Origin of the sequence: Antrihabitans stalactiti, from assembly GCF_012932915.1 — a bacterium.
GTDB lineage: Bacteria > Actinomycetota > Actinomycetes > Mycobacteriales > Mycobacteriaceae > Antrihabitans > Antrihabitans stalactiti.
Genome location: NZ_VCQU01000006.1, coordinates 227947 through 243595 on the forward strand (window position 1 = coordinate 227947; position 15649 = coordinate 243595).

The 15649-nt window shown below is 64.9% G+C and carries 1 protein-coding gene (cut by a window edge); it reads left to right on the forward strand.

The window, feature by feature from the left end:
• Nucleotides 1–15649 carry the beginning of a non-ribosomal peptide synthase/polyketide synthase gene (locus tag FGL95_RS18505; RefSeq protein WP_169589517.1) on the forward strand. Its footprint extends 23471 nt past the window's final position, so the window shows 15649 of its 39120 coding nt (coding positions 1–15649); its start codon is at nucleotides 1–3; the stop codon falls past the right edge of the window.

Here is a 15649-nt window from a genome sequence, read left to right on the forward strand (position 1 = left end):
ATGATCGCTGACATTCCGGGTTTGGTCGCGGCTGTCGCCGAGCGTGAGCCGGAGCGGGCGGTGGTGGTTTTCGACGGTGTGACGGTGACGTATCGCGCTTTGGCCGAGCAGCTGCAGGCGATGGATGCGGCGATGGGTGGGGCGTTGCCGGCCGAGGCGTTGGTGCCGGTGGTGTTGGGTGATGTGGTTCCGGGGTTTGTGGAGTCGGTGTCGGGTGGGCTCGACGGGGTGGTCGAGGCGATCGTGTCGGATGCGGTGTCGGTCACCGATATCGGCGGCGGTGCGTCGGCGGCCGTCGATGTGGTGGAGACGTTGGTCGCGGCGTTCGACCGGCAGGTGATCGCGTCGCCGGATGCGGTGGCGTTGGTGTTCGGTGACACGTCGTTGTCGTATGCGGAGTTCGATGCGCGGGCGAACCGGTTGGCGCGGCATTTGATCGGTCTGGGGGTGGGTCCGGAGACGCGGGTGGGGTTGGCGGTCCGGCGGTCGGTGGAGTTGTTGGTCGGGATGTACGCGATCCTCAAAGCCGGCGGTGCGTATGTGCCGATCGATCCGGATCATCCGGCGGAGCGGATCGAGTATGTGCTCGACACCAGCCACCCGGTGGTGGTGCTGAGCACCGCCCGTGACGAATTCGCATCGTCCTCGACGGTGCCGGTGGTACGGCTCGACCAGGTTGACGTGTCTGCATTGTCGGCGGATCCGGTGACCGATGCGGACCGTGTTGCTCCGTTGCGGCCGGAGTCTGCGGCGTATGTGATTTTCACGTCCGGGTCGACGGGTCGCCCGAAGGGTGTGGTGGTCTCGCACCGGTCGGTGCTGAACTATCTGACCTGGCGTCAAACCGAGTATGGGTTGACGTCGGCGGATGTGGTGTTGCAGAAGACGCCGTTCACCTTCGATGTGTCGGTGTGGGAGTTGTTCTGGCCGTTGCAGGTCGGCGCCACGTTGGTGATTGCGGAGCCGGACGGTCATCGGGATCCGGCGTATTTGGCGGCGACGATGATCGAACACGGTGTGACGGCGGTGCATTTCGTGCCGTCGATGTTGTCGGTGTATGTCGGAGAACCCCTTGCGGCGCGGGTGTCGTCGTTGCGGTACGTGTTCGCGTCGGGGGAGGCGTTGCCGGCGCAGGTGGCGGCCCGGTTGCGCGAGATCAGTGCCGCGGAGTTGCACAACTTGTACGGGCCGACCGAGGCGGCGGTGGAGGTCAGCTACTACCAGGTCACCGACAAGGATGTGGCGTCGATCCCGATCGGGTTGCCGGTGGCGAACACGGAGTTGCTGGTTCTCGATGACGGGTTGCGCCCGTCGCCGACCGGGGTGGCGGGGGAGTTGTATCTGGCCGGAGTCCAGTTGGCGCGGGGTTATATCGCGCGCCCGGATTTGACGGCGGATCGGTTCGTGGCGAACCCGTTCACCGCGGGGCAGCGGATGTATCGGACCGGGGATCTGGTCCGTCGCCGCGGCGACGGGATCATCGAGTATTTGGGGCGGACCGATTTTCAGGTCAAGATCCGCGGTTTGCGCATCGAACTCGGCGAGATCGAGGGGGTGTTGCGCGGCGCAGACGGGGTCGTCGACGTCGTCGCCGCCGTGCACGTGGATCCGGTCGCGGGGGATCAGCTCATCGCGTACGTGGTGCCCGACGCGGGTATCGAACTCGACAACGACGCGCTCGCTTCCGCTGCCCGGCAACAGCTTCCGGACTATATGATTCCGGCGTTGTTCGTTTCGTTGGATGCGCTGCCGTTGAATGCGAGCGGCAAACTTGATCGAAAGGCGCTTCCCGCAGCGGACTTCGCGGTTCTGGCAAAGCAGTATCGCGCACCAGAAACTCCGAGCGAAGAGATCCTCGTCAAGCTGTTCGCGGATCTGCTTGGCCTCGAGCGGATCGGCGTAGACGACGACTTCTTCGCCCTGGGCGGCAACTCGTTGATCGCGACCCGGGCGATCGCGCGGATCAACACCGACTTCGGTGTCCGCATCGACGTCCGTGATTTCTTCGACGCTCCCACAGTCGGGGAACTGGGTGCGTTGATCGAACAGACGCTGGCAACCGCCGGTGCGGGCCAGCCGTCGCTCGTCGCCTTGGAACGGCCGGAGCGGCTGCCGCTATCGCTTGCGCAGCAACGGATGTGGTTCCTCAACCGGTTCGACACCACCTCGGCGGTGAACAACATTCCGGTTGCCGTTCGTTTGTCGGGCGAGTTGGATGTGGCTGCGCTGCAAGAGGCCGTGACCGATGTCGTCGGTCGGCATGAGGTTCTCCGGACCGTCTATCCGGCGATCGAGGGCATCGGCTATCAGCTTGTACTCACGGCCGATGATGCCGCTATCGACCTTGCGCCGATATCGGTATCGGACGACGACTTGGTCGGACGGATCATTGCGGATGCATCCGCGGGTTTCGATGTGACAGTGGAGGTTCCGGTCCGGGCCCGGCTCTACCAAATCTCCAGTGCCGTGGACGAGTACGTCCTTGTCTTCGTGGTGCATCACATCAGTGCCGACGGTTTCTCGATGGGCCCGCTGACCCGGGATGTGATGGTGGCTTACGCCGCGCGGGTGCAGGGGGATGCGCCGGGGTGGGCGCCGTTGGAGGTGCAGTACGCCGATTACGCGTTGTGGCAACGCCAAGTCCTCGGTAGTGAGGACGATCCGACTTCGATCATTGCTCGCCAGGAGGCGTACTGGTCGACGGTGTTGGCTGATCTGCCCGATCAGTTGGACTTGCCGCGGGATCGGCCGCGGCCGGCGGTGGCGTCCAATCGTGGTGCCGACTACGAGTTCGACCTCGACCCCGCTTTGCGGGCCGGTCTCAATAGCTTGGCGCAGGCGCATGGTGCGACGTTGTTCATGGTCGTGCACTCAGCGTTGTCGGTGCTTCTGTCGAGGTTGTCGGGGTCCGACGACATCGCGATCGGCACTCCGGTCGCCGGGCGTGGCGACGCGGCGCTCGACGACTTGATCGGGATGTTCGTCAACACGTTGGTGTTGCGGACGCGCGTTGATGGCGCGGCGACTTTCGCGGAAACGCTTGCCGGAGTGCGGGAGCGGGACCTGGGGGCATTCGGCCACGCGGATGTGCCGTTCGAGCGACTGGTGGAGGTGCTCGACCCGGCCCGCTCGCAAGCGCGGCATCCGCTGTTTCAGGTGATGCTGACGTTGCAGAACCTGGGTGAGACCTCGTTCGAGTTGCCGGGGCTGACGGTGTCCGCGGTCGATGTCGCGGTGGATACGGCGAAGTTCGATCTGGCGTTGACGTTGGTCGAGGTCGGTGACGGGCTGCACGCGCATCTGGCGTATGCGACGGACCTGTTCGACCGGTCGACCGTAGCCGGGTTGGCAGATCGTTTCATCGGCCTGCTGCGGACGGTGGTCGCCGACCCCGCCGTCGTCGTCGGTGACGTCGATCTGCTCGACAGCGTGGAACGCAGTCTCGTTGTCGACGAATGGAATTCGACCGACCATCCGGTGGACGCGGCAACTCTGCCCGAGTTGTTCGAGGCGGCGGTCGCACGCACTCCTGATGCGACTGCGGTCGTGTTCGAAGATGAGCATCTCTCCTACGCCGAGTTCTCGGCGCGCGTGCATCGGCTTGCCCGGTACCTGATCTCGGTCGGGGTCGGTCCGGAGTCGTTGGTGGGGGTGTCGATTCGCCGGTCCACCGATCTCCTCATCGCAATGTATGCGGTCCTGGAAGCGGGCGGTGCCTATGTGCCGCTCGACCCCGATCACCCGGCGGAGCGGACCGCGCACGTGCTCGCGACTGCGGCGCCGGTCTGTGTGTTGACCATGGTGAGTGACGATTTCGCTGCTGCCGATGTTGCGGTGCATCGGATCGATGAGCTCGACCTCTCCGGTGTGGATGCGGTACCGATCACGCCGGACGAGCGACGGGCGCCGTTGCGGCCGGAGAACACGGCGTACGTGATTTTCACCTCGGGGTCGACGGGACGGCCGAAGGGGGTGGCGGTCAGCCACCGCGCGATCGTGAACCAGCTGCTGTGGATGCAGGCGGAGTATCGGCTCGATTCCACCGACACGGTGTTGTTCAAGACCCCGGCGACGTTCGACGCGTCGGTGTGGGAAGTGTTGTGGCCGTTGCAGGTTGGTGCCCGGCTGGTCGTGGCACGTCACGACGGTCATCGGGATCCGGGATACCTGCTCGACGTCATTGCTGCCGAGCAGGTCACCACCGTCCAGTTCGTCCCCTCGCTGCTCGCGGTGTTGCAGGACAGCATCGGCGACACCGGCATCCCCGGACTACGTCGCGTCTTCGCTGGTGGTGAAGTGTTGCCGGCAGGGTTGGCGACCCGGTTCGCCGAGTCGACCGGCACCGCCGTCCACAACCTCTACGGGCCGACCGAGACCACGGTGCAGGTCACCCGCCGACAAAGCCGGGCCGATGATGTGGTGGCGGTGCCGATCGGCGCTCCGGTCTTCAACACCCACGTGTTCGTGCTCGACGCCCGGCTGCGCCCGGTGCCCGTCGGTGTGGCAGGCGAGCTGTATGTCGCCGGAACCCAATTGGCGCGCGGGTATGTCGGCAGCGGCAGTTTGACCGCCGACCGGTTCGTCGCCAACCCCTTCACCGAGGGTGCCCGGTTGTATCGCACCGGTGACCTGGTCCGCTGGACCAGTGCCGGGGAACTGGTTTATGTGGGGCGCACCGATTTCCAGGTGAAACTGCGTGGGTTGCGGATCGAGCTGGGTGAGGTCGAGACCGCGCTGCTCGCGCACGAGTCGGTCGCCCAAGCGGTCGCGGTGGTCCGGACCGACGAACGCCTCGGGGACCGTCTCGTCGGCTACGTCGTCCCACCCGTCGGCGTCGACGTCGACGTGCCCGCCCTGCTGGAGTTCGTGGGCCGGGCGGTGCCGTCCTACATGGTGCCCGACGCCATCGTCGTCCTCCCCGAACTCCCCTTGAACGCCAACGGCAAACTGGATCGTAAAGCGTTGCCGGAACCGGTGTTCGAGGCGCGCGAGTTCCGGGCACCGGTGACTCCGACCGAGCAGGTGGTGGCGGCGGTCTACGCCGAGGTCCTCGGTATCGACCGGGTCGGGCTCGACGACGACTTCTTCGATCTGGGTGGCAACTCGTTGATCGCGACCCAGGTGGTGGTGCGGATCGGATCCGCGCTGGACGTGCAGCTCGGGGTCCGTGAGTTGTTCGAAGCGTCCACCGTGGCCGCCCTCGCCGCTCGTGCGGAGCACGCGGCCGGGGCACCGGCGCGTCCCCCGCTGGTCGCCAAGGAGCGTCCGGCGCGGGTGCCGTTGTCGTTGGCACAGCAACGGATGTGGTTCCTCAATCAGTTCGACACCACCTCGGCGGTGGACAACATCCCCCTCGCCGTGCGGTTGACCGGGGACCTCGACGTCGCCGCCATGGGTGCGGCAGTGACCGATTTGATCGCCCGGCACGAGGTGCTACGCACGGTCTACCCGAACACTCCGCAGGGTCCGCATCAGGTGATTCTGCCGGTGTCGCAGGCGGTTCCAGACCTCACGCCAATCGATATCAGTGAGAATTACCTTGTCGCAAGGGTTCTCGAGCTCGCCACGGCCGAGTTCGACGTGACCGTCGAGGTGCCGTTGCGGGCAACGCTGTTCGCGCTGGGTGACCACGATTTCGTGATCGTGTTCGTCGCGCACCATGTGGCGGCGGATGGGTCGTCGATGGCGCCGTTGGCCAGGGATCTGATGACGGCCTATGCGGCGCGTGCCCATGGGGAGGCGCCGGGGTGGGCGCCGTTGCCGGTGCAGTACGCCGATTACGCGATCTGGCAACGGGAACTACTCGGTAGCGAGGACGATCCGGATTCGGTTGCTGCCCAGCAGGTGTCGTACTGGAAGTCGAAGCTGGCGGGGTTGCCGGACCAGTTGGATCTGCCGAGTGATCGGCCACGGCCGGCGGTGCAGTCGTTTGTCGGGAAGTCGGTGCCGTTCAGCATCGACGCCGAGACCCATCGGGCGTTGTCGGCGTTGGCGCGCAGCCGGAATGCGTCGATGTTCATGCTCATGCACACCGCGTTGGCGGTGCTGCTCGCCAGGCTCAGTGGCACCGAGGACATTGCGGTCGGGTCGCCGATCGCGCGGCGTGCGGAGCGGGCCCTCGACGACCTGATCGGGATGTTCGTCAACACGTTGATCCTGCGCACCGAGGTGGCCGGGGCCACCAGTTTCGACGAGTTGTTGTCGACGTCGCGGGAGTCGGATTTCGAGGCGTTCGCCCATGCGGATGTGCCGTTCGAGCGGCTTGTGGAGGTGCTGAATCCGGCGCGGTCGACGGCACGGAATCCGTTGTTCCAGGTCGGGTTGTCGTTCCAGAACGTGGCGCAGGCCTCCCTCGAACTGCCCGGGCTCCACATCAGTGGGGTGGAGTTCGACACCCAGTTGGCCAAGACCGACCTGCAGTTGACGTTGGTGGAGCAGTACGACGACACCGGCGCCGCCGCTGGCATTCACGCTGAGTTCAGTTACGCCACAGACCTGTTCGATCCCTCCACTGTCGAGGAGTTCGCCGACCGGTTCGCACGGGTCCTGGCCGCGGTGCTGGCCGATCCCTCGATCCCGGTCGGGGATATCGAACTGCTCGACGACACCGAACGCACCACCGTGCTGCAGGTGTGGAACAACACTGCGGCGGTGATCGAGTCGTCCCCGACGTTGCTGGGTGCGTTCGACGCCCAAGTGTCGCGCACACCGGACGCGCTCGCGTTGGTGTTCGGTGAACAGCAGTTCACCTACGCAGAGTTCGATGCACGAGTCAATCGACTTGCCCGGCACCTGATATCGCTGGGAGTTGGCCCGGAATCGCTGGTGGGCATCGCGATTCGCCGTTCCGCAGATCTGCTTGTCGCGTTGTACGCGGTGGTCAAGGCAGGCGGTGCATATGTGCCGCTGGATCCGGATCATCCGGTGGAACGCAACGTATTTGTGTTGCAGACGGCCGCACCTGTATGCGTATTGACCACTGTCGCTGACGGATTCGGCGAGGCAGGGACGATCCCAGTTCTGACGATCGATACCCTCGAGCTCTCCGGTCTGGACGACGATTCACCTGTCTCGGATCAGGAACGCCGGACGCCCCTCCATTCGGAGAACACGGCGTACGTGATCTTCACGTCGGGGTCGACCGGACGCCCGAAAGGTGTTGCGGTCACTCATGAGGCGATCGTCAACCAACTCGAGTGGATGCAGGCCGAGTACGGTCTCACCGCCGACGATGTGTATCTGCAGAAGACGGCGACGACGTTCGACGTCTCGCTGTGGGGTTACTTCCTGCCCCTACGCGTCGGGGCAACGCTGGTTCTGGCGACCCCGGACGGGCACCGCGACCCGGGCTATCTTGCAGAGACGATCGCCGAACACGCGGTGACGGTGACCGACTTCGTGCCGTCGATGCTGGCGGTGTTCGCCGCGTACGTCGACGCCGACCGCGTCGGGTCGTTGCGGCAGGTGTTCGTCATCGGTGAAGCGCTGCCGCCGGAGACTGTGGCCGCGTTCCAGCGACTGAGCCCGGCGACCGTGCACAACCTGTACGGACCGACCGAGGCGGCGGTGTCGATCACCTATTGGCCCGCGACCGGTAGTGGTACGACCGTTCCGATCGGTCGTCCGGAGTGGAACAGTCAGGTCTACGTCCTCGACACCCGACTGCGCCCGGTCCCGGCCGGGGTGGCGGGTGAGCTGTATCTGGCCGGAACCCAGTTGGCGCGTGGGTATGTGGCCCGCCCGGACTTGTCGGCGGACCGGTTCGTCGCCAACCCGTTCAGCGCCACCGGTGAGCGGATGTATCGCACCGGTGACCTGGTGTCCTGGCGCGGTGACGGGGTGTTGCACTACATCGGGCGCACCGACTTCCAGGTGAAGTTCCGTGGCCAGCGCATCGAACTCGGCGAGATCGAATCGGCGTTACTCAGTGCCGAGACCGTTGCGCAGGTCGTTGTCGTTGTGCGAACCGATGAGCGCTTGGGTGATCGCCTAGTCGGGTATGTCGTGCCCGCCGCCGGCGTCGAGGTAGCTGTCGATGCGTTGAAGGCTGTTGTGGCGCAGTCATTGCCCGCGTATATGGTGCCGGACGTAGTGCTGGTGCTCGACGAGTTCCCGCTCAACACCAGCGGCAAGTTGGACCGTAAAGCGTTGCCCGAGCCGGTGTTCGAGGTGCGGGAGTTCCGGGCACCGACCACGCCGATCGAGGAGATCGTGGCCGGGGTGTTCGCCGATGTGCTCGGCGTCGCCCGCGTCGGTGTCGACGACGACTTCTTCGCCTTGGGTGGCAACTCGCTGATCGCGACGCAAGTCGCCTCGCGACTCGGCGCGGCGCTCGACACCCGAGTCCCCGTGCGGGTGATTTTCGAGGCCCCGACCATGGGTGCGTTGGCCGTGCGGGTCGAGGAACACGCCGGTGCGGGTGGACGCCCCGCCCTGGTGGCGAAGCCACGTCCGGATCGGGTGCCGTTGTCGCTGGCGCAGCAGCGGATGTGGTTCTTGAACCGGTTCGATCCGGAGTCTTCGGCCTACAACCTTCCGGTCGCGATCCGGTTGGTCGGCAACCTCGATGTCGACGCATTGCAGTCCGCCGTGACCGACCTGATCGCACGCCATGAAGTCCTACGAACGAAGTACTCCGAGTTCGATGGTGTTCCGTCGCAGGTGATCCTGCCGCCAGGCGAGGTGGCGGTCGACCTGACTCCTATCCCCGTGGGCGAAAACGAGCTTGGGGCAGCGGTTTACGCGTTCGCAGCGGCTGGGTTCGATGTCAGTAGTCACGTTCCCGTGCGGGCCAAGCTGTTTGCCGTCGGTGGTGATGAGTTCGTTTTAGCGATCGTGGTGCACCACATCAGTGCGGATGGTTCGTCGGTGGCTCCGATGGCCAGAGATGTGATGGTCGCGTATTCGGCGCGGGTGCAGGGCGAGGCGCCGACTTGGGCACCGCTGGCAGTGCAGTACGCGGACTACGCACTGTGGCAACGGGAGCTGTTGGGCTCCGACGACGATCCGACATCGTTGGCGTCCCGTCAGGTGGCGTACTGGCGGTCGACGCTCGACGGCTTGCCGGACCAGCTGGATCTGCCGAGTGATCGCCCGCGATCGATCGCGCAGTCATTGGCTGGCCGGTCAGTGCGATTCTCGGTCGACGCGGACACGCACGCAGCCTTGTCCGTGTTGGCGCGGAACCATGGTGCGTCGTTGTTCATGGTGCTGCACACAGCATTCGCCGTGTTGTTGGCGCGTTTGTCCGGAACTGAAGATATCGCGATCGGTTCACCGATCGCAGGCCGTGGCGAGCGGGCACTCGACGACCTCATCGGAATGTTCGTCAATACGTTGGTCTTCCGCACACAGGTCGATGGTTCGATGCCCTTCGTCGAGCTGCTGCGCGCGACGCGGGAAGCGGACCTGGAGGCGTTTGCGAACGCGGATGTGCCGTTCGAACGTCTCGTGGAGGTTCTGAATCCGGCGCGGTCGACGGCGCGGCATCCGTTGTTCCAGGTGGGTTTGTCGTTCCAGAACTTGGCGCAGACCATCTTGGAATTGCCGGGGCTGCAGGTCAGCAGTGTCGATATTGATCAGGCCATCTCCCAGTTCGATCTGCATTTGATCGTGAACGATCTACGGGATGCGGCCGGTGGACCGGCGGGGATATCTGGAATCATCACGTACGCAACGGATTTGTTCGACGAGTCGACGGTGGTCAAGTTTGCCGATCGATTGAATCGGGTGTTGGCCGCGGTTGTGGCAGATCCCGTTGTGACGGTTGGCGATATCGAATTGCTCGATGTTGCGGAGCGAAGTGCGGTCCTCGAGAAGTGGAACGACACCGTTCATGAGTTGGCATCGGGTGCGACGTTGGTGTCGTTGTTCGATGCGCAGGTTGCTCGTGATCCGGATGCGTTGGCGGTGGTGTTCGAGGGTGAGTCGCTGACGTATGGGCAGTTCGATGCTCGGGTGAACCGGCTGGCGCGGCATCTGATTTCGGTGGGGGTGGGTCCGGAGTCGTTGGTGGGGTTGGCGATTCGCCGGTCCACCGACTTGCTGGTCGGGATGTATGCGATCGTCAAGGCTGGTGGGGCTTATGTGCCGATCGATCTCGATCATCCGGCCGACCGGGTCGCCCACATCCTCGACACTGCGGCACCGGTCTGTGTGGTGAGCACTGCGCGTGACGGATTCGACGTCGACGGGGACCGGGCTGTCGTCCGGATCGACACCCTCGATCTCGGTGCTGTCGATGCGTCTGTGGTGACGGATGCGGAGCGGCGTGGTCCGGTGCGGCCGGACACGACGGCGTATGTGATTTTCACGTCCGGGTCGACCGGTGTGCCCAAGGGTGTCGCAGTCAGCCACGGTGCGGTGGCGAATCAGTTGCAGTGGAAGCAGTCGGCCTATGGGTTGGGTGCTGGGGATGCGGTGTTGCTGAAAACCGCGGCGACGTTCGACTTGTCGGTGTGGGAGTTCTGGTCCGCGCTGGTCTCCGGTGCGACCGTGGTGGTGGCGCGGGCGGACGGGCATCAGGACCCGCAGTATTTGAACGAGCTGATCCGCGCGCATGCGGTGTCGGTGTTGCAAGTGGTGCCGTCGATGTTGCAGGCGTTGCTGATCGAGTCGGGCGGGGTGCTGGGGTCCTCGCTTCGGGCTGTGTTGGCGATCGGGGAGGCGTTGCCCCCGGCGACCGCGCAGCGGTTCCGCAACCACAACCAGGGGCGGTTGGACAACTTGTACGGCCCGACGGAGGCGGCGGTGTCGGTCACCGCCCACGTCGTCACCGAGGCGGATGTGGTGTCGGTGCCGATCGGGTCACCGGAGTGGAACACCCAGGTCTATGTGTTGGATGGTCGGTTGGGGCCGGTGCCGGTCGGGGTGGCCGGTGAGTTGTATCTGGCCGGGGCGCAGTTGGCGCGCGGGTATCACGGAAGACCCGACCTGACCGCGGACCGGTTCGTGGCGAACCCGTTCGGAGCACCGGGTGCCCGGTTGTATCGCACCGGTGACCTGGTCTCCTGGGACGCCTCGGGAAGTTTGCAGTATGTGGGGCGCACCGATTTCCAGGTGAAGGTCCGGGGTTTCCGGATCGAGTTGGGTGAGATCGAGTCGGTCCTGGCGGCTCAGCCGGGGGTGGCGCAGGTCGCTGTGGTGTCGCGCCGGGATTCCCGGACCGGGGATCAGCTGGTCGCCTATCTGGTCGGCGACACCGCGAACAGTGTGGACGTCGATGTGGTGCGGGCGGCGGCGGTGCGGGAGTTGCCGTCCTACATGGTCCCGGCGGCAGTGGTGGTGTTGGAGGCGTTGCCGCTGACGGTGAACGGCAAACTGGATCGTAAGGCGTTGCCGGCGCCGGTGTTCGAGGCCGGCGAGTTCCGGGCCCCGGTGACCCCGGTGGAGCAGATCGTGGCGCAGACGTTTGCCGAGGTGTTGGGGGTGGATCGGGTCGGGCTCGACGACGATTTCTTCGCGTTGGGTGGGAATTCGTTGATCGCGACGCAGGTGGCGGCGCGGTTGGGTGCGGCGTTGGAGACCCGGATTGCGGTGCGGGTGTTGTTCGAGGCGCCGACGGTGGGGGCGTTGGCAGTGCGGGTGGAACAACACGCCGGTGTGGATGGTCGGGCACCGTTGGTGGCCGGGCCACGTCCATCGGTGGTGCCGTTGTCGATTGCGCAGAAGCGGATGTGGTTCCTCAACCGGTTCGATCCGGAGTCGGCGGCCTACAACATCCCGATCGCAATCCGACTGACCGGATCCCTCGACGTACACGCGATGCGTGCAGCGGTTACGGACGTCATTGCCCGGCACGAAGTTCTGCGCACCGTCTACACCGAAACCGACGGACTTCCGTCGCAAGTGATGCTGCCTGCAGCGGACGTGGACTTGCCTGTCGAGTCTGTCAGGGAAGACGACGTGATCGCCCGCGTGTCGGAGCTGACGTCTCACGGCTTCGACGTGACTACCGAAGTGCCGGTCCGGCTGAACCTTCTCCAAATCGCCGATAACGAGCATGTCTTGGTGGTTGTGGTGCACCATGTTTCGGCCGACGGCTGGTCGATGGGCCCGCTCGCGCGGGACTTGATGATCGCCTACGCCGCACGCGCACAAGGCGAAGCCCCCGGTTGGACACCCCTCGAGGTGCAGTACGCGGATTATGCGTTGTGGCAGCATGACGTACTCGGCGACGAATACGATCCGAATTCGCTTATCTCGCAGCAGGAAACGTACTGGAAGACGGCGTTGGCAGGGCTGCCCGACCAGCTGAACTTGCCTAGCGATCGCCCGCGTCCGGCAACTGCATCGAACCGCGGCGCCTCGTTCGACTTCGCAATCGACGCCGAAACGCATCAGGCATTGTCCGCCATCGCCCGCGCGAACAATGCGACGCTCTTCATCGCCGTCCATGCCGCACTCGCGGTGCTGCTGGCCCGACTCTCCGGAACCGACGACATCGTCATCGGTACACCGATAGCGGGCCGCGGCGAGCAGGCACTCGACGACCTTGTCGGCATGTTCGTCAACACCCTCGTCCTTCGAGCAGACGTGCGCCCGGACGAGTCCTTCGACGAACTGGTATCGCAACTGCAGCGCACCGACTTGCAGGCATTCGGACACGCGGATGTGCCGTTCGAGCGCTTGGTGGAAGTTCTTGCCCCGCAACGTTCGACCGCACGACATCCGCTGTTCCAGGTCATGCTGACGTTCCATAATCTCGCGGCGACAGAATTCTCCCTACCCGAGTTGACTGTCGCCGCAGTCGATTTCGACGCCGCCGTCGCAAAGTTCGACTTGCAATTGACAATGGCCGCGAACGTCGACGGTGCTGGCATATCGGCGTCGTTTACCTACGCCACCGACTTGTTCGACGAATCGACGATTTCGTCGTTCGCGCAGCGCTTCGTGCGCCTGCTGGAGGCGTTCGCCGCCGATCCTGCGACTGCGGTCGGCGATGTCGAGTTGCTCGCCGCCGGCGAGCGGGAGTTGTTGGTGTCGTCGTGGGCGCTGACTCCCGGCGCGGTGGTGGACCCGAGCGTGACGTTGGTGTCGTTGTTCGACGCGCAGGTCGCGGCCGCCCCGGATGCGGTGGCGGTGACGGTCGAGGATGTGTCGCTGACGTATGCCGCGCTCGACGGTCGTGCGAATGCGCTTGCGCGGTATTTGATTTCGGTGGGGGTGGGTCCGGAGTCGTTGGTCGGTGTGGTGTTGGGACGATCGCTGGATGTGGTGGTCGCGATCCTGGCGGTGCTCAAGGCTGGCGGTGGGTATGTGCCGGTGGATCCGTCCTACCCGGCCGAACGCGTCGCCTACACGCTGACCGATAGCGCACCGGTCTGTGTGCTCACCGATTCCGAATCGGCGTCGGCGGTGCCGGAGTCGGTGACGGCCCTGCGAGTGTTGATCGATGAGGTGTCGGAATTCTCCGCCGCACCGGTCACGGACGCAGATCGACTGTCCCCGTTGCGATCACAAGACGTGGCGTACGTGATCTACACCTCCGGGTCGACAGGTCGGCCGAAGGGTGTCGCCGTCGCGCACTGCAATGTGGTCGAGTTGATGGCGAACGCTGGGCCGAAGTTCGGGTTCGATTCCAGCGATGTGTGGACGATGTTCCATTCGCCGGCGTTCGACTTCTCGGTCTGGGAGTTGTGGGGTCCGTTGCTGTTCGGTGGGCGGTTGGTGGTGGTGGATTACTTCACCTCCCGCTCGCCACAGGACTTTGTGGAACTGGTGCGCCGTGAAGGCGTGACGGTGCTCAACCAGACCCCGTCGGCGTTCTATCAATTCGCCGAGGCCGAACGGGTTGCGGGTGCGGGTCGGTTGTCGTTGCGCCACGTGATCTTCGGTGGTGAAGCGCTCGATCTGACCCGGTTGTCGGGTTGGTATGCCCGCCATGGTGATTCCGAACCGCGTTTGGTGAACATGTACGGGATTACCGAGACCACCGTGCATGTGTCGTTTGCGGAACTGACGAGCGAGTCGGCGCGCTCGGGTGCAGCGAGTGTGATCGGGCGTGGCTTGCCGGGGTTGAGTGTGTATGTGCTGGATGCGCGGTTGCGTCCGGTGCCGGTGGGTGTGCCTGGTGAGTTGTATGTGGCGGGTCGGCAGTTGGCGCGCAGTTATTTCCGGCGGCCCGGGTTGAGTGCGGGTCGGTTCGTTGCCGATCCGTTCGGGAACCCGGGTTCTCGGTTGTACCGGACCGGAGACGTGGCTGCATGGAATGCCAAGGGCCAGTTGGAATATGCCGGTCGCTCGGACGCCCAGGTGCAGTTGCGTGGGTTCCGGATCGAGTTGGGCGAGATCGAGTCGGTGTTGGCGTCGTTTGCCGGCGTGGCCTCGGCAGTGGCGGTCGTACGGACCGATGAGGTCACCGGGGAGCGGTTGATCGGTTATGTCGTACCGCAGGCCGATGTTTCGGTGAATCCGGTGGATGTGACGGAGTTCGTCTCCGCGTTCTTGCCGACGTTCATGGTGCCGGATGTGGTGATGGTGCTCGACGACCTGCCGCTGACCGTCAATGGAAAGTTGGACCGCAACGCGTTGCCCGCGCCGGAGTTCCTCTCCGACAAGGTGTTCCGAGCAGCGGAATCTCCCGTTGAGCAGATGATCAGCGAAGTGTTCGCTGAGGTGCTCGGCCTCGAGCGGGTGGGAGTCGATGATTCCTTCTTCGCGCTGGGTGGGGATTCGATTGTGTCGATTCAATTGGTTTCCCGCGCAAGGCAACGCGGCGTCGTGTTTTCGCCACGGGACGTGTTCGAACGCAAGTCGGTCGCAGGCTTGGCTGAAATCGCCCGGCTTGCCCACGACTCCGATTCGGTTGTGCTCGAAGAGCTTCCCGGTGCCGGCGTGGGCTGGCGGCCGTTGACCGCGATCGAGCGGTCGGTGATCGAGGGTCCGGGCGGGTTCACTCGTAATTCGCAGACGATGATGTTGGAGTTGCCGGTCGGGATCGACCGTGCGGGTGTGGTCTCGACGATCGCGGCGGTGCTCGATCGCCACGACATGTGGCGCTCACAGTTGGTGCACGACCCCGAAACCGGTTGGGGTATAACAACTTTGCCGGTAGGGTCGGTGGATGCCGACACCCTGGTCACGGTCGTGGACATCGATCCTGCGGCCGACGAATCGACGACCGAGGCGGTGGGGTCGGCGGCGTTGGACGCGGCGATGGGGTGGTTGGACCCGGTCACGGGCCGGATGGTGCGGTTCGTCTGGTTCGACCGCGGCCCCACGCTGACGGGTCGGTTGCTGATCGTGGCCCACCACCTGATCGTCGACGGGGTGTCGTGGCGAATCCTGGTGCCCGACTTCGTGACCGCCTGGGCCCAACTCTCCGCCGGACAAACACCCGCCCTCACGCAGGTGGGGACATCGATGCGGCGCTGGGCCCACGCCCTCGTCGACGAAGCCTCCACCCCGGCACGCGTCGCGGAACTGGGCTGGTGGCAATCGATCCTGCACGGTCCGGACCCGGTACTCGGGTCACGGCCGTTCGACCCGACCCGCGACGTCGTCGCCACCGTGCAACGACTGCAGGTCCGGGTCCCGACCGACGTCACCGCCGCGGTGCTGAAAACCATCCCCGGGTTGTTGCGCGGCGGCGTCAACGACGGACTACTGACTGCGTTGGCAATGGCGGTCGCGGCGTGGCGCGCCGAGC